Annotated in this window: 24 protein-coding genes and 1 pseudogene; 14 read left to right on the forward strand and 11 right to left on the reverse strand. The window is 52.2% G+C overall.

Features of this window, described 5'->3' with window-relative positions; genetic code table 11:
- Positions 1 to 327 precede the first annotated feature (327 nt).
- From C7433_RS20800 to hxlB, 7 genes are all read left to right on the forward strand, one after another.
- Positions 328 to 1296, forward strand: a complete 969-nt coding sequence (locus C7433_RS20800; RefSeq protein WP_019105519.1) for a sugar-binding transcriptional regulator — start codon at positions 328 to 330, stop codon at positions 1294 to 1296.
- Positions 1297 to 1759: 463 nt separating this feature from the next.
- Positions 1760 to 2209 (forward strand): PTS galactitol transporter subunit IIA, encoded by a 450-nt coding sequence (gatA, locus tag C7433_RS20805; protein ID WP_019105520.1) that lies wholly within the window; start codon positions 1760 to 1762, stop codon positions 2207 to 2209.
- Positions 2210 to 2227: 18 nt separating this feature from the next.
- Complete coding sequence (locus C7433_RS20810) at positions 2228 to 2521, forward strand: PTS sugar transporter subunit IIB (protein ID WP_019105521.1); 294 nt, start codon at positions 2228 to 2230, stop codon at positions 2519 to 2521.
- A gap of 23 nt (positions 2522 to 2544) precedes the next feature.
- The gene (locus tag C7433_RS20815) at positions 2545 to 3798 is read left to right on the forward strand and encodes a PTS transporter subunit IIC (protein WP_019105522.1); all 1254 of its coding nucleotides are present in this window, start codon (positions 2545 to 2547) and stop codon (positions 3796 to 3798) included.
- Positions 3799 to 3822: 24 nt separating this feature from the next.
- A complete protein-coding gene (gene rpe / locus C7433_RS20820; protein WP_019105523.1) occupies positions 3823 to 4467 on the forward strand; it encodes a ribulose-phosphate 3-epimerase in 645 nt (214 codons plus the stop codon).
- Between the two features lie 104 nt (positions 4468 to 4571).
- A complete protein-coding gene (locus tag C7433_RS20825; RefSeq protein WP_026020976.1) occupies positions 4572 to 5324 on the forward strand; it encodes an SDR family NAD(P)-dependent oxidoreductase in 753 nt (250 codons plus the stop codon).
- Between the two features lie 13 nt (positions 5325 to 5337).
- Positions 5338 to 5898, forward strand: coding sequence for a 6-phospho-3-hexuloisomerase (hxlB, locus tag C7433_RS20830; protein WP_026020977.1), 561 nt, complete (start codon positions 5338 to 5340; stop codon positions 5896 to 5898).
- A 45-nt stretch (positions 5899 to 5943) separates the two neighbouring features.
- On the opposite strand, the gene C7433_RS20835 is transcribed toward hxlB, so the two are convergent.
- The 5 genes from C7433_RS20835 to xylB all read right to left on the reverse strand — a co-directional run bounded on the left by C7433_RS20835 (position 5944) and on the right by xylB (position 11486).
- On the reverse strand, positions 5944 to 6228 hold the full coding sequence (locus C7433_RS20835; RefSeq protein WP_019105526.1) for a DUF3892 domain-containing protein: 285 nt from the start codon (positions 6226 to 6228) through the stop codon (positions 5944 to 5946).
- Positions 6229 to 6473: 245 nt separating this feature from the next.
- Positions 6474 to 7976: a sugar ABC transporter ATP-binding protein gene (locus C7433_RS20840; RefSeq protein ID WP_019105527.1), complete on the reverse strand. Its 1503-nt coding sequence runs from the start codon at positions 7974 to 7976 to the stop codon at positions 6474 to 6476.
- Between the two features lie 17 nt (positions 7977 to 7993).
- Complete coding sequence (locus tag C7433_RS20845; protein ID WP_019105528.1) at positions 7994 to 8974, reverse strand: substrate-binding domain-containing protein; 981 nt, start codon at positions 8972 to 8974, stop codon at positions 7994 to 7996.
- A 41-nt stretch (positions 8975 to 9015) separates the two neighbouring features.
- On the reverse strand, positions 9016 to 10041 hold the full coding sequence (locus C7433_RS20850) for an ABC transporter permease (protein ID WP_019105529.1): 1026 nt from the start codon (positions 10039 to 10041) through the stop codon (positions 9016 to 9018).
- Positions 10038 to 11486: a xylulokinase gene (gene xylB / locus C7433_RS20855; RefSeq protein WP_026020978.1), complete on the reverse strand. Its 1449-nt coding sequence runs from the start codon at positions 11484 to 11486 to the stop codon at positions 10038 to 10040. Before xylB ends, C7433_RS20850 begins: the two co-directional genes overlap by 4 nt.
- Positions 11487 to 12033: 547 nt before the next feature.
- On the opposite strand from xylB, the gene C7433_RS20860 reads away from it, so the two are divergent.
- A complete protein-coding gene (locus C7433_RS20860) occupies positions 12034 to 12591 on the forward strand; it encodes an OsmC family protein (RefSeq protein ID WP_019105531.1) in 558 nt (185 codons plus the stop codon).
- 163 nt (positions 12592 to 12754) lie between these two features.
- Here C7433_RS20860 and gorA read toward each other — a convergent pair whose 3' ends face one another.
- The 3 genes from gorA to C7433_RS20875 all read right to left on the reverse strand — a co-directional run bounded on the left by gorA (position 12755) and on the right by C7433_RS20875 (position 16359).
- Positions 12755 to 14110, reverse strand: a complete 1356-nt coding sequence (gene gorA / locus C7433_RS20865; protein WP_019105532.1) for a glutathione-disulfide reductase — start codon at positions 14108 to 14110, stop codon at positions 12755 to 12757.
- A gap of 33 nt (positions 14111 to 14143) precedes the next feature.
- Positions 14144 to 15355: a MalY/PatB family protein gene (locus C7433_RS20870; protein ID WP_019105533.1), complete on the reverse strand. Its 1212-nt coding sequence runs from the start codon at positions 15353 to 15355 to the stop codon at positions 14144 to 14146.
- Between the two features lie 140 nt (positions 15356 to 15495).
- Positions 15496 to 16359 carry a DMT family transporter gene (locus C7433_RS20875; RefSeq protein ID WP_019105534.1) on the reverse strand — a complete coding sequence of 288 codons (864 nt, stop codon included), beginning with the start codon at positions 16357 to 16359 and terminating at the stop codon, positions 15496 to 15498.
- Between the two features lie 182 nt (positions 16360 to 16541).
- On the opposite strand from C7433_RS20875, the gene C7433_RS20880 reads away from it, so the two are divergent.
- From C7433_RS20880 to C7433_RS20890, 3 genes are all read left to right on the forward strand, one after another.
- Complete coding sequence (locus C7433_RS20880) at positions 16542 to 17072, forward strand: thioredoxin family protein (RefSeq protein WP_233255809.1); 531 nt, start codon at positions 16542 to 16544, stop codon at positions 17070 to 17072.
- A 77-nt stretch (positions 17073 to 17149) separates the two neighbouring features.
- Positions 17150 to 17728 carry a TetR/AcrR family transcriptional regulator gene (locus tag C7433_RS20885; protein ID WP_105080094.1) on the forward strand — a complete coding sequence of 193 codons (579 nt, stop codon included), beginning with the start codon at positions 17150 to 17152 and terminating at the stop codon, positions 17726 to 17728.
- Positions 17729 to 17732: 4 nt separating this feature from the next.
- Positions 17733 to 18071 carry a carboxymuconolactone decarboxylase family protein gene (locus tag C7433_RS20890; RefSeq protein WP_019105537.1) on the forward strand — a complete coding sequence of 113 codons (339 nt, stop codon included), beginning with the start codon at positions 17733 to 17735 and terminating at the stop codon, positions 18069 to 18071.
- A 6-nt stretch (positions 18072 to 18077) separates the two neighbouring features.
- Here the strand turns inward: C7433_RS20890 and C7433_RS20895 are convergent, their stop codons facing one another.
- Positions 18078 to 18431, reverse strand: coding sequence for a co-chaperone YbbN (locus tag C7433_RS20895; protein ID WP_019105538.1), 354 nt, complete (start codon positions 18429 to 18431; stop codon positions 18078 to 18080).
- Positions 18432 to 18667: 236 nt separating this feature from the next.
- On the opposite strand from C7433_RS20895, the gene C7433_RS20900 reads away from it, so the two are divergent.
- The 3 genes from C7433_RS20900 to C7433_RS20910 all read left to right on the forward strand — a co-directional run bounded on the left by C7433_RS20900 (position 18668) and on the right by C7433_RS20910 (position 21377).
- Positions 18668 to 19783, forward strand: a complete 1116-nt coding sequence (locus tag C7433_RS20900) for an alkene reductase (protein ID WP_019105539.1) — start codon at positions 18668 to 18670, stop codon at positions 19781 to 19783.
- Positions 19784 to 19836: 53 nt separating this feature from the next.
- On the forward strand, positions 19837 to 20538 hold the full coding sequence (locus C7433_RS20905; protein WP_105080093.1) for a DsbA family oxidoreductase: 702 nt from the start codon (positions 19837 to 19839) through the stop codon (positions 20536 to 20538).
- Between the two features lie 65 nt (positions 20539 to 20603).
- Complete coding sequence (locus C7433_RS20910) at positions 20604 to 21377, forward strand: SDR family NAD(P)-dependent oxidoreductase (protein WP_019105541.1); 774 nt, start codon at positions 20604 to 20606, stop codon at positions 21375 to 21377.
- Between the two features lie 422 nt (positions 21378 to 21799).
- On the opposite strand, the pseudogene C7433_RS20915 reads toward C7433_RS20910, so the two are convergent.
- Together C7433_RS20915 and C7433_RS20920 are read right to left on the reverse strand one after the other, a co-directional pair.
- Positions 21800 to 21943, reverse strand: a pseudogene (locus C7433_RS20915) (helix-turn-helix transcriptional regulator); the annotation flags it as partial.
- Positions 21944 to 22151: 208 nt separating this feature from the next.
- Complete coding sequence (locus C7433_RS20920) at positions 22152 to 23189, reverse strand: tyrosine-type recombinase/integrase (RefSeq protein WP_105080092.1); 1038 nt, start codon at positions 23187 to 23189, stop codon at positions 22152 to 22154.
- Positions 23190 to 23397 lie beyond the last annotated feature (208 nt).

Below are 23397 nucleotides of genomic sequence, written 5' to 3' on the forward strand. Positions count from 1 at the left end.
TAAAAAAACCTGCCTGGTGAAGATGTTACATTTACATTGCCCAAGCGTTACTGCTTTACTGAAAAGAGCTCATTTCGGGTAAACTGTTTTCAATTACCTTTATCTTGGATTCCGGCTCTGAAGTGTACCTGTGGCATCCGTACGCGTAGGTAAAATGCCAGCCAGCTTTTCCAACCAAGTACAGTATGTGTGTTGCCTATCACACAGCAGTAAGAAAGCACTCCAGTAAATACCAAATGAGCGTATAAAAGTGTACTCTTTTGATTAAAATCAGGGGCGATAGATTAACCTTTTTGAATCTACCTTTCAGTTAAAACGGATTTCGCCATGCCTAAACGTATGAAAAACAGCCGCTGGTCAGGTTATGACCCCCGCTACATCTATTCTCTGGTCGTTCGCCGTTATTTTGTTGAGATGAAGACCAAAACAGAAATTGCCGAAGAACTTGAGATCTCACGATTCAAGGCCGCTCGCCTGATCGATGAGGCGATCGAGCAGGAATACGTTAAGTTTCTTTTTCCCAAACAGCAGATGCTTGATGAAGAAGTGGCTCATAATATCTGCGAGAAATACGCCCTGCAGAAAGCCGTCGTGCTTTCTGTATCAGAATCCTGGAGCAGCCAGGAAGAGCTCAATGAGAAGCTGGGTGGCATCACAGCCAGCTATCTGGGCAATTACCTGGCCGAAGGTATGAAGGTGGGTATTGCGTGGGGACGCGTTCTGTCCAGTACCGTCAGTCAGCTGAACAGCCTGCCTGCATTAGATATTGTGCAGCTTTCAGGCGTGCATCCGGGTATCGAATTCAGTCAGGGCCCGATAGACCTCATACACCGCCTGGCAGCAATCTCTCAGGGAAAGGCACATCCTATGTATGTCCCCATGTGGGTGGATGATGAAAGTCTGGCAGAAAAGCTGGCCAGCGACCCTGCAGTGGTTGACACCCAGCAGTATTATTCGTGCCTGGACGTCGTTATTACTGGTATTGGCGCCTGGAAAACCGGCTCGTCAAGCCTGTGTGACATATTTCCTGAAGAATGGCAGACGCCACTTTTCCGTGAGGACATCGCGGCTGATGTGTGCATCACGCTTGTCAACAGTAAAGGGGAGATCCTTGACAGCCCGATAAGCCGGCTTGGATTCGGTATTTCCACTGAGCAACTACGTAGCGCGAAAACAGTAATTGGTGTGGCGGGAGGAGAGCAGAAGTACGAAGGTATCGTTGCCTCTCTAAAGTCAGGCTTGCTTGATGTGCTAATAACAGACTTTGATACTGCGGTAAAGCTGGTCAACTCCTAATAAGTCAGGAAAAACCGATATCTCCTTCCATACGGGGCGCTGCTTGCGCCCGCGATCTCCTTGTTCTCAAACCTTCCGCCACAGCGTCATCGACCTAAATAACGCAGAGAATCCTGCCCCCCAGATTTCCGTTCATTATGCCTGCAGTTGTTTGACCGTTCGCTTACTTAATCCTCCGTAATTTCAGGCACTGTCGTAAAAGGCATCTTGCAAAACAGCGCGTTAGTCGAAATCAGATATATTTATTAATTAAATTCAATTGCTTATCATGAGATAGAGGATTAAATCCCTTGATTCTAAATGCTCATATGAGCATTTGATATTATGCTCTGTTGTTTATTACTGTGATCGACCTACAACTTTTGCTCTCTGCTTGTTTCCGCAAAACACCGGCATGCTATATATGCTCATATGTATAAATACTTACGCTCATTTGAGCGAAAATAAGCTACCGGGAGAAGTTATGAATACAGTGCTTATAAGCGTCACCGATGGCGGCGACTTCAAACGTTATGACGAGGTGCTGCAACATATTCATGAACGGCAGAATGCTGCGGGGACAGTGAAGGATACCTATCTGGAGGCACTACGCGAGCGTGAAGCCAAGTACCCGACTGGTATTTTGCTTGATGGCTATTCTGTGGCGATCCCGCACTGTGACAGCACGCATGCCAACAAACCTTCTGTTTACATTATTCGTCTGGCTGAACCCGTTGAGGTCGGTCAGGCTGATGGCGATGATAAATTACCGGTACGACTTGTCATCAATTTAGTGGTTACCAACCCGTCTAATCAGTTGCAGCTGTTGAAATCCCTGTTCAGCAAGCTGCAGAACAAAGGTTTCTATCAGAATCTCCTGGAACTGCCGTCTGAAAAAGCTGAAGCATTATTTATTTCAGAAATCATGCAATAACCTTACCGGAGCAAAATTATGATCACTATTCTCGTCGCCTGCGGAAGCGGAGTCGCCACCTCAACACTTGCTGCTGATGAGGTTAAATCTGTTTGTGCTGAATACGGTATCTCTCAGTACAAAATAAACAAATGCAGCATGTCAGAACTGCCTTCAGAATTGCAGCATGCCGACGTTGTTCTAACAACGAATAATTATAAAGGTGATATTGGGAAGCCTCACTTGAGTGTCGCGGGTTTTATCACCGGAATTAATGAAGGTGCGCTGCGAAAAAAACTGGGTGAATTACTAACTAAGCTGACCCGGAAATAATAACAGATAAAGAGGGTGTCAGGATGGAAATGTTAAAAAGCATAATGCTGACGATAACAGGTATGGGTGCTACAGCTATCCTGCCACTGGTCATCTTTATTTTAGGCCTGGTTTTCCGCATGAAAGTCGGAGCGGCCATCAAATCAGGCATTACTGTCGGTATCGGCTTTATTGGACTGGGTCTGGTTGTTAACCTGCTGAGCACCTCTCTGCAGCCTGCCATCGCCTATTATTCAAAAATCGGCAGCGGATTTACCGTTGCCGATATTGGATGGCCCGCAGTAGGCGCAGCGGCATGGGTTGCACCTTTTGCCGCTCTGGTTGTGCCTGTCGGTATCATTCTAAACTTGCTGCTTGTGCGCCTGAAGTTAACCAGAACGCTTAACGTGGATATCTGGAACTATATGCACTTCCTCGTTCCTGGTGCGCTGGCTTACTTCGTGTTTGACAGTTTCTTTATCGGTTTTGGCGTAGCCGTGACCCTGAGCGTCATCGCGCTGTTTATCGGTGATTTAATAGCTCCCCGCTGGCAGAAATACTACGGTCTGGAAGGAACGACCTGCACCACCATGATCCACATTGGCTGGACATTACCTTTTGCGCTGCTGGTCAATAAAATTATCGACGTGATTCCTGGTCTGAACAGACTCGACCTCGACCTGGAAAGCGTGCAGAAACGACTGGGAGTATTTGGTGAGCCCGCCATTATTGGCGTCATGGTCGGGTGCCTGCTCGGGATCCTTACCCGTCAGCCCGTGACAACTATTGTGCCCATGGCAATGGGCGTTGCCGCAGTCATGGTACTGCTGCCCAAAGTTGTGGGCGTGCTGATGGAAGGTCTGTCTCCGATTGGCAAAAGCGCCAAAGAAATTATGCAGAAGCAGATGGGCAAGGACGCGGAGTTGAACATTGGTATGGACTGTGCGCTGGCGCTGGGCGACCCGGCCACCGTTACCGTTACCGTTATCACCATTCCGCTGACCATGCTCTGCGCACTGGTATTTCCGGGCATCATGATTTTTCCCATCGGTGTGCTGATGTCGATCATCTATATGACAACCATGACCGTGATGGCCAGTAACGGAAACGTCATCCGCGCCGTTATCTCCACCTTACTGTTCAGCATTGTTGTTATGTATTTAGGCGGCTATGTGGCGCCAGGCGCAACGCAGTTCCTGCACGGTGCCGGCGTGGGTGTACAGGGGCAGGGCACTGACTTTGTACTGACCGGCCCGTGGGAAGTACTGACGTACTGGCTGAGCACGGTATTCCACTGATTTGAACAATGAGGTTTGCTTACCATGGCACAGATTTTACCGTCAATTTTCGGGGCAAATATCCTGCGACTGCAGGATGAGATCCGGTTTCTGGAAAATGAAAATACCGACATACTGCACGTTGATTTAATGGACGGTTCTTATGTCAGTAATATCGCATTTGGTCCAAACCAGATATCTGCAATGAAAAAAGTCAGCAAAATGAAATTTGATGTACATATGATGCTGGCAGATCCGCAAAGACATATTGATGACGTTATCAGTACCGGTGCGGAAATGATTTCCGTACATTATGAATCAACTCCGCACGTGCATTTTATTTTACAGAAGATCCGCCAGGCCGGACGTAAAGCCGGGGTGGTAATTAATCCGGGTACGTCTGAAAACGTACTGACCTATCTGCTGGACGATATCGATTACATTCTCATCATGACCATTAATCCGGGACAGCCAGGCCAGGTCTTTATTGAAAAAAGCCTGGAGAAAATCAGGAATACACGGGAAATGGTCGCCGGCCGGAATATCCTGATTGAAGTCGATGGCGGCATTAACCTTGCAATAGCAAAAAAAGTCCGGGAAGCCGGTGCGGATTTAATTGTCGTCGGCGGCGCACTGTTTAATGAGAACCCGGAATCGAGCTACCGGGAATTAAAAGCTGCTATGAACTGATTCAAGCCTTTATCAAAGAAAAGTTGATTGCATAAGCATTCGTGATTCAGGTCATCCGGCTGGGAACGTCCTTCCCGGTCGTAAAAATTCAGGAGAAAATGCTGATGGGTAATTTTGCAGGAAAGGTTGTGTTTATCACTGGCGGTGCGCACGGTATCGGAAAAGGGATTGCAAAACAGTTCGCGGATCGTGGTGCCCACACCGTCATCGCTGATTACAATGAAGCCAACGGTATCAGAACCGCTGAAGAACTGACGTCCGGCGATGTAAAATCACTTTTCATCAGAACGGATGTATCTGACCCGAAGGCTCTGGTCGATGCGCGTAATAAGGTTTTTGCAGCGTATGGCCGCATCGACGTTCTGGTGCTGAATGCAGGTGTAGCCTTCGCTAACCGGGTCAAGGATATCTCTTTTGAGGAGTGGAATAAGACCCTCTCCATCAATCTGACCGGCTTGTTCAATACCGTTAAGGCTTTTTACGATGATTTTCTCACCAATCAGGGATCAATTGTATACATTTCTTCCGGTTCAGCGCTGTCAGGAACCGGCGGCGGCGTGAGCTATCCGGCGAGCAAAGCAGGCGGGGAGGGGCTTATCCGCGGCCTGGCAAAAGAGCTTGGACCGAGAGGCGTTAACGTTAACGCTATTGCACCCCGCCTGATTGATACCGGCGAAATGATGCGTGTTAACTATCCGACGCAGGCCGATCTGGATGCGGTGCTGGAAAAAATTCCGGTCCGCCGCTTGGGCACCATTGATGACGTGGCAAACCTGGCCATTTTTCTCGCTGATAAATCAAACTCCTACATCCAGGGACAGACCATCCTTATGGATGGCGGCCGTACCATTGCCTGACCGGGAGCTGAAAATGAGCGTACAGGAATACACACGAAGCATCCTCAGTGAATTAGAGCAAAATGCGCAGAAAATTGATGAGGATCAGGCGATGCAGCTGATCGCCCGTATCCGCAGTGCGGGACACATTTTTCTGCAGGGAGCCGGACGCAGCGGAGTTGCAATCAGGGGGTTTGCTAACCGGTTAATGCATCTGGGATTCTCCGTGAGCGTGGTGGGAGACATTTCGTCTCCACGTGCCCGTCCGGGTGACCTGTTGATTATTGGTTCCGGCAGTGGCGAAACCGGCAGCCTTAAAAACCTCGCGCAAAAGGCTGCTGAAAGTGGCGTCGGTGTGGCGCTGGTGACTATGAAGAAAGACTCGTCAATTGCCAGACTGGCCGACAGCATACTGGTTTTACCTGGTGCAGTGACAAAGGAAAACGATCACAATCCGGTACCGTTTTCCCAGCCGATGGGCTCTGCATTTGAGCAGCTCTGTTTCATAACTTACGATGCGATTGTGCTTGAACTGATGGCTCAGCTGGGAGAAACCAGCAAAACCATGGCTGCACGGCACGCTGACCTTGAATGACGTCAGAGAGCGCTTCTCCGTAAGCGCTCTGTGCATGGCACACTTTTAAAAGACCGGCAGGTTGCCGAGATTATCGCGTGTCGTACTATTCGGATCAGTCGTAAGGTAAATATCGTCTATGACGTGAACATTCGCGCCATAAACCCACTGCCCGTTAACAAGCGTGATCGTCTTAAACGTCGCCTTATCGGCCTTTATCAGCTCGGCAACAAACTGTCGCGAGTTGATTGAGGCGTCTTTATTTCCCTTGCCAGCTTTGATGATTTTAACGTACTGAATGTGCTGCCCTGTACTGTCCCTGCGTATACCCGAGATATAAAAGTCTGCCATGTGACTCTCCTTCGTGGCTACACCGCGTAACCGCGTTCAACAGCCTGATATTTGTTCGGGTGGGTGAATTTCAACCATCACACTTACCATTTACAGGGATATATATCGACAGCCTTCTGCTGCCGGAAACGGCGTCTGCTCAGCGACCCACTGCGGATCGTATATTCAGGGGTAGAACAGGTGGGGAAGCAAAACTGCCAGTCAGGCTGGCAGCCTGACTGGCATCAGGTGCCAGAGGGGATGATTTAAGGTTCAGCGTGTTCCCATGCAGCTTTGCGCAGGTCTGCAGGTTTAAGCTCCTTTGCCGGGACAATCACGCCATCACATTTACCGTGGCGGAATACCGTGATGTTGTCCGCTACGTCCAGCAGTTCCTCTTCCTCGCTCGATACCACGATAACGCAGCAGCCTTTATCCGCCAGCTGATGGATGATGCGGTAGATGTCCGCTTTCGCACCAATATCGACACCTTTAGTTGGTTCATCCAGCAACACCAGGTCCGCGTTTTGAGCAATAACCCGGGCCAGCAGTACCTTTTGCTGATTCCCGCCAGAGAGGGCCTTAATCGGTCCATCCAGCGATCCCCGCGTATTCATTTTGCCCAGCAGTTCTGAGGCAGCCTGCCGCGCCGCGCCGTGACTCACAAAACCACCGGAGCGGAATTTTTTCAGAACCGGCAGCGTCGCGTTAGCATAGCTCGACATCTGGGGAATAAACCCGTCCTTTTTACGCTCCTCGGTCAGGTAGGCAATGCCACGGGAAATGGCCTTTACAGGTGATGAGGGATGATATTCCCTGTGTCCCACCCGGATTTCACCACCGGTGACGGTTTCCAGTCCAAACAGCGTCTGGCACAGGCGCGTACGGCCTGCACCGGCCAGTCCATAGACTCCAAGAATCTCCCCGCGGTACGCTTCAAGGTTCACACCTTTAAGGCGATCCGTATGCAGGTTATTCACCGACAGCCAGGGTTTACCCAGCGCCCCCCGGATCAGGCCGCGGCTGTTTGAGGGAGCCTGATAAGCATTTGCGTTGCCCACGATTGCGTCGATAATGGCGCTCTTGCTCAGCGTTTTTTTAACTTCGTTATAAATCACGCGGCCGCTGCACATCACGGTAGCCTCATCGCAGACGCCCAGTACCTCGTCCAGCTTATGCGATACCAGTACCACGCCAATCTGTTTCTCGCGCGCAATGCGCTGTACGGCCTGTAGCAGCGCGTCTGCCTGCGCACCCTCCAGCGCGGTCGTCGGTTCATCGAGAAAAAGAAAACGTGCGTCACGATCGAGATTAGAGACCACTTCCAGCATCTGCTTGTCCGGATGAGAGAGGTCCCTGACAAGATCGGTCGCGCTGAAATCCAGGTGGTAATCACTCAGTACTTTCTCAGTATGTGCAATCATGCTGACATCATCGGTAAAACCGTTGCGCTTGCGGCGCTCACGCCCGAGGAAAAGGTTCTGCCATACGCTCATACCGGGAATAAGCCGGAGTTCCTGGTAGACGCAAGCAATACCGTGGCTGAGCGCATCACGTGGCGATGCAAGGCGCACCGGCGTAGCACCAATCATCAGCTCCCCGTTATCCGGCATATTGACACCAGCCAGTATTTTCAGCAGCGTTGATTTACCCGCGCCGTTATGGCCGAGAAGGGCGTGAATTTCACCAGGTTTTACGCTGAAATCCACACCATGAAGGACCTGCACGCCTGAAAAACCGATTTTTATCTGCTTCGCCACATAATTCATAACTGTCTGCCTTTTACTCAGTACGCTGAACCCATAACGGAGGCCGCGTTGTCTTTAGTGACCAGCAGCGGTGGATTGTTGATCATGGCCGGGACCTGTTCACCGCCCAGGCTTTTCCGGACGTTTTCAACCAGTATCTGAGCAAGCTTAACGGGTTCCTGAATCGCACCGGCTTTGAGTATACTGTTATCCTGAACGGCTTTAACGCCTTCTTTATCTACAAAAGCATACAGCTTCACTTTGTCACTGACGCCCAGCTGCCTGATGGCCGCCAGTGAACCCAGTGCAGAAGGTTCGGTGTCTGAATACACCACGTCAATCTCCGGCCTGCCCTGCAGCATTTCAGTGGTCACTTTCAGAGATGTGGTTTCTTCTACCTTTCCGTTAACCAGTGCAACAAACTTAATATTTTTATTGGACGCGACGGCGGCTTTGAACCCCTCATCACGGGCGTTTGCGGCTATTGAGGTCGGTTCTCCCACTATTCCGACCGTTGCCGGGCTGTTTTCACCGATGTCCTTCAGCAGCTGCTGCCCAATGAGCCTGCCACCTTCCCGCTGATCGGTCTGAACCCCCTGCACCAGGGTGACGTTCTGTTGTTTGAGTCCCGCTGTATCAGGGAGGATATTGATAGCAAATGCCGGGATTTTTGCCTGATTGAGCTGGCTGATAATTGAAACGCATGGCCCGGACGAAACGCAGTTCACCGCAACCGCATCCACTTTCTGCTCGATGAAGTTCTGCACCTGCGACAGCTGTTTGGCATCGTCATTATCAGCAATCGAGATTTTGACGTTCATCCCCTGAGCAGCAGCATTATCCTCAAAGCTTTTTTTCATGGCCACATAATAGGGGTTGGTCAGGTTCGGAAGCGTTACGCCGAGTGTTTTTTTGCCAGCGCCTGCGGTGCTTTCCGCATCATCCCGGTTACAGCCGGCAAGCAGGCAGGCCAGCGCAACGATCGTAGCTGTTGCAGTGAGAGTCGTACGCAGTTTCATGTTTATCTCCTGGTAAGGTACAGGTCAGAGGTTAAGAGGCTTTATTGTTGTGTTTTTCGTGGTTTCCTGACTTTGAACCAGGGGATCACGATTTTTCTGGACGTGCGCAGAGTATCGAACGTCACGCCAAACAGGATGATCAGTCCGATAACCAGCGGCTGCCAGTACGCGCTGACGTTCAGTACGTTCATCAGATTGGATATGGCGGCAATCAGCATTGCCCCAATCATCGCGCCGATGAGGCTGCCGGTGCCGCCAAACAAGCTGACGCCGCCTACTACCGCACCCGCGATTGAGAAAAACAGCTCGTCACCACGGCCCGCCGTCGGATATCCGGTCATCAGGCGCGAGCCGTAAATCAGTCCGCCGCATGCCGAGCAGAGTCCGGAGATGGCATAGACCAGCAGGGTTATACGCGGAATGCTGATCCCTGACAGGCGCGCGGCATCTGCGTTGCCGCCGACCGCATAAATATGGGTACCGGTGATGGTCCGCCGCAGGAAGATGACGCCAATAATAATGGCCAGCAGCAGGGCTATCACCGGAAACGGAATGCCCAGGGGTTTTGACTGACCGATGAGGCTGTAACCGATTTGTGTCACGCGGATCGACTCGGCTCCGGTGATAATCTGCGGAATGGATGCCGCCACGCCCATCATTGCAAACGTCACAATGAAAGGTGGAACGCCGGTACGTTCGATGATCAGCCCATTAACCAGACCGCTCAGGGCCCCCACCGCCAGAACCATGGGTACGGCAAGCTGCCAGGGAATGGCAAATTTTTCCATCAGCAGCGCCGCGACTACGCAGGTCATGGCCACAATTGAGCCACAGGAAAGGTCAATCCCGCCTGTCAGCAGAACAAAAGACTGCCCCAGACACAGGAAACCTATGACCGCGCCGTTAAGAAGTAAAACCATCATGTTGGATACGGTCAGAAAATTAGGCGTGGCTATAAAGCCGCCCAGCATAACCAGTAAAAAAACCACGGCGATCCCCGCTTCAGCAGGCACTTTAAGTGGCTGTCTTGGGGGTTTAATTTTAGCGGGTGTGCTCATTGAACTCATTGCAGCTCTCCTGATAAAGCATTGGCATAGTTAACGTAAGCGTTCAGAACATGGCGCGCATCCTCACGGGGATCGGCGACTTTCACAAATGGCCTGCACCAGCGTTCGGCCATTTCAGCATTCGTACATCCCAGTACAGCAGCGGCTGCCTGAATGGCTGCCCCGGCGGCGGCTGTTTCTTCCACCGGAGAAACCCAGACCGGTTTGCCAGTCAGGTCAGCAAGGATCTGGCGGTAGGCACGTGACTTCGCCCCGCCGCCGGTGACAACGATGTGCCCGTCATCACTGAAGCCATGCTGTTTCAGGATCAGTCCGCCTGCCAGCAGGCCGCACAGCACGCCTTCCACGGCAGCGCGGGCCATATCCTCTCTGGTTATGGTGGTGCGTAACCCGCGCATGTGCCCCGTAGCGTCGGGAAGGTTAGGCGTGCGCTCGCCATCCAGCCATGGGACAAGCTGCAGACCGTTGGCGCCGGTAGGTGAACTCAGTGCGAGTGCATCGAATTCGTCAGTGGTAACACCCAGCAGGGTGCGGAATGTATCGGTTACCTTCGCGGAATTCAGCGTGGTAATCATGGGAATGAAGCGATCGGCTGCATCTGCATAGCCGTTGATAATCCCGGTGCTGTCGGCTATTCCCGCCGGGGTTATGCCGTACAGCGTACCGCTCGTGCCGATCGATATGCCGGTATCACCGGGTTTCAGGTTCATTCCCAGCGCAGCAGACATATTATCGCCAGTTCCTACGCCTACAACGGCACCGGCAAGGTCTTCCAGACCGGGGATCAGCTTCACCACGCCGGCAGGCTGATGCGAGGGAATGATGGCAGGCCAGAGGGAGAGCCAGTCAATTCGGTTGTTTACCACAGCAGCGAGCTCAGGCTCCCAGCTATTGGTGAAAGGGTTGAAGTAGCCGGTCCCAGATGCACCGCCACGCTCGCACACAAAACTGCCGCTGAGGCGATAAACCAGATAGTCAAACGGCAGCATAATGCGATGGCACTTTTCAAGCAGGCCGGGGCAGTGATGTTCGGTCCACGCCAGTTTTGAAATGGTCATCGCCGGTCCGGGCACCGATCCTGTAAGGCGAGCCCACTCTTCAGGGTCAACTTTCCGGCACAACTCGTGTGCCTGGGTAGCAGACTCAGTGTCATTCCAGAGCTTGGCTGGACGCAGTGCCCGGTCATCTTTATCAAGCATGACCAGACCGTGACCCTGCCCACCGACAGCAAGCCCTGCAATACGGGGCTGCCATACTTTGAGCTCATCCAGAGCCGAAGTTAACGCGTCCCACCAGGCCTGCGGATCCTGCTCACTGCAGGGGGGCGTCGTCGGCGGATGCGGCTTACGGGCCTGAGCAATCACGTCGCCACTTTCAAGGCTGCGCAGCATAACGGTACAAGACTGAGTAGATGAGTCTATTCCCGCAACAAGGTCCCGCTTCATTGAACTACCCCTGAACAATTTCTGAGAAATGACAGAGCTGAACAAAAGTATCATCAGACTAAAAACAGCTAAGCCGGGATGCTGCATGGCTCAACAATTTTGCTCATATGATCACTTTTGTTTGCTCGTTTGTTAAGTGCAGACAATACCGCTATGAAATCATCCGTCAATTGACGTTATCCGGGAACGTTAAGCAGCTCTCACTTTTATTCGTCCTGCCTGTGTTGGGCTGATCTCTCCGGTGTAAGCTCCTCCGGTCTGGCGCTGATGAAGAAGCAGATGCCTCCAGGATAGTCGGCACTCTGCCGGAGGGAGGCCGCCGTAAATATTCAGGCAGTACGTATCAGCGTTTCTGATCCCCCCGCTCATTAAGCCGCCAGTCATTGAGTGGCCCGTCAGGTTCAGATCAGCTTCTGCGGTTAAATCGAAAGTACGATGAATAACTTTTTTTAAAACTGGACAACGGCATTTCAAATGACTAATCTACCTACTAGTAGATAGCTGGCGTGTTCTGGCTTTCTCCCACAAACCGTTTACAGGAGTATGTATGTCGCATTCAGCAAAACCTCAGGCTTCCGCTGACGCCATCAGTAATGTTCGTGAGGCCGTTCGCGCAGAGCCTGGCCTTGGTAACATGTCATTCCAGGTAAAAGCGCGTTCACACGGCGGTCTGGCCGTACGTGTGGAAACCGGATCGTCATTTCAGAATGGCAAAGAAGACCGGAGCCGCGTAGGCAAATTCTCGAATATCGGGGACGAACCACCTGGGCTGCTTGGTGACGACACCGGCATGAGCCCCACCGAATATATTCTGCAGGCGCTGGCTGGGTGTTATACCGCTACTCTGACCCTGATGGCTGCTGAAAAAGGTGTAGATCTGGAAAGTATCGAGCTGGATCTCTATTTCGATATTGATATGAAAGGTTTCCTAGGACTGGATAAAAACGCCCGTAAAGGGGCTAAAGGTATCCGCGTAGACGTACGTCTTGAAAGTAATACGGCGAGCCGTGAAAAGCTGGAAGAGCTGGTCAGCCTGCTTCCTGAGGCATCACCTATTCATGACACGCTGGCTAACCCGGTGCCGATTGAGACACGTCTCGTATAAGTCACATCTGTTCTGCCTGTGAAGCTTCATGACCCTGTTCCTCCCAGAGCAGGGTTTTTCTGCGCAGCAATTTTATCTGTTTTACTCAGCACTGTTCTGCATTAAGCTTCAGGCGCATAACAGACTACCGGAGTCACCTGTTATGCGCCTCGCATCGCGCCGGTCAGCGCATGGTCACAAACTCTTCCGCTGCCGTCGGGTGGATCGCCACGGTATTATCAAAGTCTTTCTTGGTCGCCCCCATTTTCAGCGCCACAGCAAAGCCCTGTAGTATCTCATCCATACCAAATCCGATACCGTGAATGCCGACAATTTTCTCATCTGTACCCACACAGACCAGCTTCATGCGGAACGGCTGACGATGCCTGGTTACCGCGGTGTACATCGCGGTAAATGACGATTTATAAACCTTCACCTGATCATCGCCATACCGTTCGCGCGCCTGCGGTTCGGTCAGCCCCACGGTGCCAATCGGCGGATGGCTGAACACCACGGTCGGCACATTGCTGTAATCCAGATGCTCGTCCGGCTTGTTGTTAAACAGACGCTCAGAGAGACGACGGCCTGCGGCAACCGCAACCGGCGTCAGTTCAACCGCACCGGTGTTGTCGCCCACGGCATAGATGCCTGACACACTGGTGTTCTGGAATTTATCGACTTTGATATAGCCCCTGTCGTCCAGTGCCACGCCTGCGGCTTCAATGTTGAGGTGATCGTTGGCGGGCTCACGGCCAATCGCCCAGACCAGGCAGTCCACGGTACAGTCACTGCCGTTTTCCAGCTGCAGCGTCAGGCTGCCATCACTGTTTTTAATCACAGCTTCAGGAACAGATTCGGTGTGCAAAGCCGGACCTTCTCTGTTCATAACTTCGACAAGCGTCTCGGTGAGTAGCGGATCGAAGCTGCGCAGCGGCGCCTGCTTACGCACGAACAGGTGAGTTTCTGAACCCAGCGCATTCACAACGCCCGCCAGCTCAATCGCGATATAGCCCGCGCCAACAACTGCGGTGCGCTTCGGCAGCGCATCCAGCTCAAAGAAACCGTCGGAATCAATGCCGTACTCTGCGCCCGGTATCGACGGATGGCTAGGGCGACCGCCGGTGGCAATCAGAATATGATCCGCCGTGATGATCTCACCGTTGACTTCAACGCTGTGCGCATCAACGAAACGGGCGAATCCTTTGATCACTTCAACGTTGTTTTTACCCAGCACGTTTTTATACGAAGTGTGGATACGGTCGATATAGGCGCTGCGGTTTTTTACAAGCGTGGCCCAGTCGAAGCGATTCACTGTGGTGTCGAAGCCATAATCCGGTCCGTAGAGATGGATAGCTTCGGCGATTTGCGCGGCGTGCCACATGATTTTTTTCGGCACGCAGCCTACGTTCACGCAGGTGCCTCCCAGCTCTTTCGCTTCAATCAGGGAGCATTTCTGGCCATACATGGCTGCACGGTTAATCGAGGCGATACCGCCGCTGCCGCCGCCGATGGTGAGATAATCGAAGTGCCGGTTTGTCATTTTTGTACTCCGGACAGCTCTGCTGTCCTGGTTTCAGGTTGAGGCGGTTAATGCCAGATATATACGAAGCAGCCCTTCGCTCAGTACGGCGCGAGGGCAGGCAAGATTGAGCCGTATGTGGTTATCACCGTTACCGACAAACATGGATCCGTCCTCTACAAGAACACCCGCTTTTTCGGCAAAAAAGTGGGAAGTGAATTTCGGTTCGTCCTGAGCAGAAAGCGGCGTCAGGTCAATCCAGGCAAGATAGGTGCCTTCAGGAATGCTGTAGCGGACGCGGGGAAGATGTTTTTTCAGCCACTCACTCAGGAAAAGAAAATTTCCGTCAATATAGCGTTTTACCTGAAGCAGCCACTCATCACACTGCGACCAGGCAGCAATGTTAGCCGCCAGGCTTAGCGGGGAAACGAACTCATCGTGCAGGCGAAGCCAGGCAGTCCTGACTCCGGGATCAGGGATCATTACGTTGGCCAACAGGTTACCTGCAAGATTAAACGTTTTGCTGGAAGACATGCAGGTAATGATTTTCTGGCTGTGGGGAAAAAGGGAAGCCGCAGGCGTGTGTGAAATGCCGATGCGCGTCAGGTCACAGTGAATTTCATCTGAAATGATCCAGACGTCGTTTTCCAGACACATTTCCATCATCCTGCGAAGCTCATCAGGATGCCAGACACGCCCCGTGGGATTATGCGGATTACACAGGAAAAAAGCTTTTATCCTCAGCGTCTTATCCTGCAAAAGATTCCGCATAGCGTCAAAATCAACCGTCATATACTCGCCATTGCTTTTCAGCGGGCAGCTGATCACACGACGGTCGCTGTATTCCCCGGCTTTCTTAAAGGGAGCATACGAGGGTGTGAGGATCAGGATACTTTCATCCTGACGTGTCAGTAAAGGAACCAGCCGGTACAACGCGGGTATCACCCCAGGTGACAGCACAATACTCTCGCGCGGAAAACAATAGCCATAGTGTCTTTCGCACCAGTTTTCAAAGCTCAGAAGATACCCGGGGTGGTAAGCTTTAGTATAACCAATTATTTTCTGGCTGAGCCGCGCACGGATAGCCTCCAGTACCTCAGGAGGTGTGGAAAAAGCCATATCCGCTACCCACAGATTAATAAAGCCACCGGGCGGCTCTGATGGTATGTCGCCCTGGCAGTCGCCGAACATATATTCACGCCAGCCCTCGGCGGTCAGACTGTCTGTTCCCGATCGTTCAATAAGCCCGTCAAAATCGTATTGCATGAAGATATCCGGTATATCTGAAATAACAATCACGGCCCGGCGACCGTCAGACAGACCAGCTGCAGGGAGTCCGGGCAATGCAGAGCGCCCGGATTGAGATTACCAACCTACTAGTTGGTAAATCAAGTCTTTCTGATCTTTCACCTTGCCGGGCTGCTGCCACTGCTTTCAGACCGCGAAAAACCAATTACTATACCAATCCCGCTGAGCACGGCCCCCGCAGACAGAACCATTTTCAGGCTCAGCGATTCACCGGTAAATAACACGCCGCCGAGCATGGCTAGACAGGGTACGCTCAGCTGAACCGTACTCGCGGTCACGGCATCCAGATGTGGCAGAAGTGAATACCAGAGAACGTAGGCGCCGGCTGATGCAACTGCACCCGCCATTACGGCAAGAACAATGCCAATACCGTCAGCATGCTGGCCACTGCTGATGAAGGGAGAAACAAGAATCGCAAGGGGCGCGGCAATCAGGAAGTTACCGGCTGTAGACGCTGTGGCATCAGGCATTTTTTTACCGGCAAGCGTGTAGGCCGCCCAGGCAAGCCCGGCCAGCACCATGATCAGCGCACTGCCCGGCGGTGGCGCAGTGGCTCCGGGTAAGAGCAGAGTCAGTAATCCGCAGGACGCAATAACAAGTCCTGCAGCTCTGCCCGGGGAAAGTCGGTCCCCGTGAAAAAGGCCGTAAATAACCATGGTCAGCTGGACAACACCAAACAGCAGTAATGCCCCGGCCCCGGTATCCAGATGAATATAAGCCATCGCAAAACACATGGCATATACCACGAGACTGAACCCATTTTTCAGGGACAGTGAGCCTCTTCCGTCCTTCCGGAGCAGGAAAAAAGGCAGCAGAACGACAGCACCGCTTAACAGTCTGAGATCGGTAAAGCTCACCGGATCAATGTGATTGCCGCGCAGTGCCACGCGGCAAATGACGGAGTTGGCCGCAAAGGCAATCATGGCAATAATAACTTTCAGTACGATAAATTTTCCGTTCACAGTAGATCCTCCAAAAAGAGAAATGTACACTACCAACCAGTAGATTGGTAACATTCATGCTAACTCTTTGGCTGTCCGGACGAGCCTGAAGTAACTTATTTAAGCCTGAAACGAGAATTAAATAGCGGATCTCGCGCAGCGGTTTCGCTACCGGGAACCGGATGACTTAAGACAGGAGAAAAATGATGAACTTCAGGGCGCTGATTACACACGCAATGGATTACGAGCTTTTTACGCAGGGAGGTGCAGAGAAAGATGTCGAGGCGTTGCGTTATTTTGAAGTGCTGGCAGGACAGGCAGAGGATAAAACGCTTTCTGAACGTTTATCTGCCTTGCAGGGCGGCTACAACATTCTGGTCGTGGCAGAGATGTGGTGCCCGGACTGTCACCGGAACCTGCCAGCCATCAGGGCCGTTGCCCGCGCAGCTCCACACGTTTCCCTGGGCCTGATTACGCGTGAAGACGCGGGCAATGAATTTTCAGCCTTCTTTGGCATTGATAAAATTCACATTCCTTTTGCCGCTGTGCTGAACAGCAATTTCGAACTTCTCGGCCAGTTTATTGAAAGACCGCGCAATGCAAATGATGCGCAGGGAAACATGATCGACAGATACCGAAAGGGTGAGATGCTCATGGATACAGCCCGGGAAATCGCCGCAGTACTGTTTCGTGCAGATGAAGCCGCTGCGCATTGTCGCCACCAGAACGGCTGAGGAAAAAACGCCGATTGCTTGCCATAGAAGGGTGTGAAGGATACAATCTACCAACTAGTAGATTGAAGGATTTTAAAATGACGATTATGACGCGTGAACGGCTGGTTAATGAAGCCGAGCACCTGATGCGGGAAAAGGGCTATTCAGCTTTCAGCTATGCTGACCTGTCCAAGCTGATTGGCATCACGAAGGCCAGTATACATCACCACTTCCCGACGAAAGAAATTCTCGGGCAGGAAGTCGTGAAGCAGGCTGTCAGTGACACGGTTAACCAGTTTGATCAGATTGAAGCAGTACATCAAAAAGCGGCAGATCAGATTACCTCTTATGTAGCGCTGTTTGAAACGAGTTACCGGGCATCACTGTTGCCGCTGTGCTGCGCGCTTTCAGCTGAAACGGCAAACCTTCCGGAGGCGATTCTGGAACAGACCTCCCGGTATTTTGATATGCAGATTGCGTGGCTTACCGGGGTTGTTAAGCGCGGTACAGACGCGGGTGAGTTTGTTTCTGCCATGCAGCCAGCCGATGTGGCTATGCTGATAATAAACCTCTGCGAAGGTGCCAGCGTGGTGGCCCGTGCGACAGGTCGGGCTGAAGTGTTTAAAACAAGCCTGCGGCACATCCTTCTCACTTTAAACACTACCCCTCAGGAATAATACTATGCATGACTGGAGCAATTACCGGCAGGAATTAATGCAGCGCCTCGGCGAGCTGGGCAAGCTGGCGCCGGACACTATGAAAGGCGTTGTTGCACTGGGCGCTGCAGGCAATAAAACCGACCTGCTCGGTGCAAAGGTCCGGGAACTGATAGCCCTGGCATGTGCGGTGACAACCCGTTGCGACGGCTGCATTGCGTTTCACGCGGAGGCCGCAATCAAGGCCGGCGCAACGGATGAAGAAATTGCCGAAGCGCTGGGCGTTGCCATCAATCTGAATGCGGGTGCCGCTGCCGTATATTCAGCCCGAACCCTGGATGCGGTCAGCCAGCTGCGCGGTTAAAAAACATTACCGCCTCCTCATAAAAGGGCCTTGCGGCCCTTTTTTTATTTCTTCAAGCACTGCAGCATAAAACGCTGGTGATTTAACGCCAGGTATCCGGCGTACCAGTTGGCCCTCCCTAAAAATCAGTACAGAAGGAAGACCCCATATTTCATACTTAGTCGTAAGGACTGGTGCCTGATCGACATTCACTTTACCCACCTGAATGCTCTCTTCCAGGCCGTCGGTAAACGCGCTAAAGAATGGCTCGCTGATCTGGCAGGGCGGACACCATGGCGCCGAAAAACGCACGACAGAAATGCCTTCATACTGTTCAATATCGCGAAAATTATCTTCGTTATAAGCGGCTGCTTCACGCACGTTAATTCCCTTCTGTTACGGTTTAAAGTGAGGGCATCTGTTGCGCCTGCCCTGTGCCGGCCCCTGAGTCTCGACATAACAGGTATGGCCGGAAGCAACAGTATAATTAATTCCCATTGACCTATCAACTAGTAGGTTGGTATAGTGCCGCCCATGAACCCGGCAGGCCGGAAAATACGGTGTAAGAACCGAAGCCCGGCTCCTGTAGCCACCATTGATATTGTCAGAGGCGCACCATGAGCAAGTTATTCACCCCCTTTAACCTGGCTGGAACAGAACTGAAAAATCGCGTGGTCATGGCTCCCATGACCCGCACCCGCACCATGAACGACGTTGCCGGTGAGGTGGTTGCCCGCTACTACGCGCAGCGGGCCTCGGCAGGTCTGCTGATTACGGAGGGGCTGCCGGTTTCAGAAGAGGCACGCGGCTATCTCTACACGCCGGGCATTTATACCCGTGAGCACGTAGCCGGCTGGCGCACGGTGACCGATGCGGTACACGCCAAGGGCGGCCGTATCTTCGCTCAGCTATGGCACGTCGGCCGCATGTCCCATGTTTCATTACAGCAGGGTAATGCCGCCCCGGTGTCATCGGGCACCATTCCGGCAACCAACACCACCGTATTTGCCCTGACAGAATCCGGCGAGCCAGGCCCTGTCGTCCCCAGCACGCCAAGAGCACTGGAAACGGCTGAAATCAGGCGTATTACGGCTGACTTTGTTAAGTCAGCAGAACTGGCAATGGAAGCGGGCTTTGACGGCGTCGAAATTATGGCGGCTAACGGCTTCATCTTTGACCAGTTCCTCAGCACCGCGCTGAACCACCGCACCGACGCTTACGGCGGCACCGTTAAAAACCGTCAGCGCTTTTTGATGGAAACCATTGATGCGGTCTCTTCCGCTATTGGCGGCGAGAAGGTCGGCGTGCGGCTTTCCCCGTTCGGGCGTATTTATGATCTGGCCCCGTATGAGGGGGAGGAGGAGACATGGGGGGTTCTGGCGATGACGCTCGCAGAACGTGACCTTGCCTATGTTCACCTTTACTACCAGCCGGCTTATAACAGCGCACCTGTACCTAAGGGCTTTAAGGCTTTCTTCCGTAAGGCTTTTGGCGGCACGCTTATCGGCGCCGGCGGCTTTACTCGCGACATCGCCAGCGCCGCTCTTGAGGCTGATGAACTAGACCTGGTGGCATTCGGCGTGCCGTACATTGCTAACCCTGACCTGGTTGAGAGAATGCAGAACGGCTGGCCGCTGGCTGAAAGCGATCGCAGTACTTATTACGGCGTCAGCGGCAATCCTGAAAAGGGATACACCGACTATCCGGCCTGGCAGGATGAACAGAAACACTAAGCCTCTGGCAGCCTTCAGTCGTCACACGAAAAGCAGAAATTCAGGAGTAAGCAATGCAAACCCTTAAGCCCGTCATAACTATAGATATCTGGTCCGATCTGGTCTGTCCCTGGTGCTGGATCGCCAAAAAACGCTTTGAGAAAGGCCTGGCAGCGTTTGAACACCGCGACCGCGTGGTCATCCGTCAGCACAGCTTCCGGATTGCCGAAGGCATGCCGGCCATGCCTTTCCGCGATGCGCTCTACAAAAAGCTCGGCGGTCAGAGCAACGCTGAGCTGATGATGAATCAGGTGGATACGGCCGCGAAGTCAGAGGGACTGCGGTACAACTTTGACACCATGCTGTTCGGGGATACCGAAGATGCGCTGACCCTGCTGGCTGCTGCACGGCAGGCAGGACTAGGGGAGGTGATGACCGAACGATTCTATCTTGCAGGTACCACCGAAGGGCGATCTATCTTTGATCGCGACGAACTGATAAAGCTGGCTGGTGAAGCCGGCATGACGGCAGACATTGCAGCAGAAGCTCTAAATAACGCGTCGCTTCGTGCTTCAGTAACGGAGGATGAGAGCAGCGCCCGATCGATTGGTGTGAGTGGCGTGCCTCTTTTTCTGCTGAATCAGAAATACGCCATAAGCGGCGCTCAGGCATCGGAAAATTTCCTGAGTGCCCTGCGACAGGTCTGGGATGAAAAGCAGGAAGAAATAACCGTGACTGCAGGTCAGGCCTGTGGCTCAGACGGCTGCAGCATCTGATTACCCAACACCGGCCGGCCATTTACGTGCCGGCTGAACATTACCTGTAAATAACGGAGTCACATATGAGCGATTTTTTTAACGGTAAAAAACTTCTGGTCGTAGGCGGCACCAGTGGTATGGGTCTTGAAACGGCGCGTATGGTGCTGAAAGCAGGCGGCAGCGTGGTTTTGACGGGCAGCAGAAAAGATAAAGCTGACGCCGTTCAGAAAGAACTGAGCCCTCTCGGCCCGGTGTCTGTCATTACGGCAAACCTGATGACAGAAGAAGGGATGAATACCATTCGTCAGGAAATCAATGCGCATCACCGCGACATCAGCCTGATGGTGAATGCCGCGGGTATCTTTATCCCGAAAAGCTTTACCGAGCACGAAGCTGCGGACTATGACAGTTACCTGTCGCTGAACCGCGCCACTTTCTTTATCACGCAGGACGTGGTGAAGAACATGCTGGCCGACAAACGCGAAGGTGCAATTGTGAATGTAGGCTCAATTGGCGCGCAGGCTGCGCTGGGTGATTCTCCTGCTTCTGCCTATTCGATGGCAAAAGCTGGTCTGCATGCGCTGACGCGCAACCTGGCAATTGAACTGGCCAGCGCGGGTATACGTGTGAATGCCGTTTCTCCGGGTATTGTGCAGACGCCAATCTACGAAGGATTCATGGCCAAAGAAGATATTGCTGATGCAATGAAGGCGATGAGTGATTTCCATCCGCTGGGCCGCGTCGGCAAACCTGAAGATGTGGCAAATACTATCCTGTTCCTGCTGTCGGACAAGGCAGCATGGGTGACCGGTGCTATCTGGGACGTGGATGCAGGTATTATGGCCGTACGTCGTTAATTTTACGCCACGCATGTCAGGCTTTAGGTCTTAAAGCCTGACAGACTGCTCCCCAGGTTGAGGTTGTCGTCTGCTGAGATTCTTTTTAGCAGCAGCGGTGATAGCCAAGAGTCTCTAAGTCATCAACAGAAATTGCTGACAACCTCGTTAGCTAATTTGCGCGAAGCAGGGCGGTTTGTGGTATTCGCTGACAGAGCCTGGGGCAGGCGATCTGAAAGCAGCCAGGGATGAAGGTGGCATTTTCACCAAGGTGAATACAGACATACCAGGAATATACCTCCACGCCCCCGGTCACGCTATTTCTGAGTACTTTAGCCCCGGACATCTTTTCATAGCCAGCGTCCGTTTCTTAGTCATAGCAGACCAGAGAATCTGTTCATATTGTCTGCTCTGCAACCACAGCATTCTAATGTTTTGCATTTATTTGCCTCCATGCGGGCATAAGTCTGCTGGGTTACACCTAACCTTTCAGAGATATCTTTTTGAGTCAGTCCTTTTTCTTTTCGAAAAGCGATTAGCAAAGGGCGTAACTGGCTAAGTGTCTTAACGGTATAAAAATTTTTCATGTTGAAAGGTCCACCGGAACTGACTGGATACAACATTTAAGCTGTTTTTTCACCATACAACCTTGAGGCTGTTAAATCAATATTACAGCCTGAAAGCTGTAGCAATTTAATTCACCAATTAAGCTGTAATACGGATCGATTCCTTTTTATTATTGATCCAGAGATTGAGAGCTCTTGGGACTGAGGAACGGTGTTCTGTTTCAGGTTTTCACCTGCCTACATGGGCATCCATAAAATCAACCATTGCACCAGAATGTGCGTCAACGTGTCGGATATAGCGCATTACTGTTTCAGCCTTCTTCCAGGTTCCTTCCTGCATGATTTGCGCGGTACTGTATTTGTTTGTGGCCATATCAATAGCAGCCCCTACCCGGGCACTGTGTCCCGACCATCGCCGGTACCGGTTTTTATTGGGTTTAACATCCGCAGCGGGACCCGCCTCGTGCCAGGCTCGGGCAAAAATATCTTCCATTGACCGGGTGGAAAGCGGCCTGTCGGTGTTGATTTTTGCTCGATTGGTACGGTGAACAGGGGAGAATATAAAGGCATCAGGTTCGTTAATCAGGCCCGACGCGTTCAGCCATTCTCTCAGGCGTTGCGTTGAAAGTGCGCCCAGTCCTTTGATAAGCCCCCCGGTCATCACAATGGTTTTCGTCCAGCCGACATCCAGCACAATCCTTCCGTCTGAAGCATGTGAAACATCACGTACGCGGAGACGTCCCAGTTCGCTCACCCGAAGCAGTGTGGAATAGCCCACGTGTAAAAATGCCAGGTCGCGCTGGTGCTGCAGAGAATCTGATCCCGACCATCTGGCATCAAGCGTGAGAAGATCGGTCAGACGAAAGGGTATTGCCTGGCCTGTGCGCTCGCCACTAACCACAGCAGTTCGGCTAATTTTCTTCATTGCCCGAAAAACTAAGGGTGAAGCATGAGGAGGAGTCAGCCCTGCGTTACGGTGTAACATACTGATAAGAGCGAGGTGTGTACCTATAGTCGAAGATGCCCGTCCGTTTGCCTGCAGCCACATAAGGTAATCACGCAGGCATTCGGGTGTCATGGGCAGAAAGGTGCGGCCGTACTCCTTCGCCCAGCCGGCGCAGATCCGCATCACGCTGAGCAGCTGCCGCCACGTATTGTCAGAAAAGGCCTCTCGGTCCTGAACAAACTCCCGGAGCTGCGCCACCACGTCAGCCTGGCCGGGCAGCTGAGCATCAGATACGGGTAAATGTGGTCTGAAATCGTCCATTTTTATCCTTTCAGGAGACAGCGCTACGTGAATTCTGTAAGAGAAGCAGGGGAGAAACCCTGCAGAATTTACGTAGCGATGCCTGTTAGTTTGTTCACACAGGACTGAAGATTTCATGCGCGGTTGATCTTCAGACCGGATCCCATGATACAGGGATCCGCTGCCGGATCCTAACTTCATATAATGCCAATTATATGAAGTTAGGGCT

This window comes from Pantoea sp. PNA 03-3 (assembly GCF_003201175.1).
Classification (GTDB): domain Bacteria; phylum Pseudomonadota; class Gammaproteobacteria; order Enterobacterales; family Enterobacteriaceae; genus Pantoea; species Pantoea stewartii.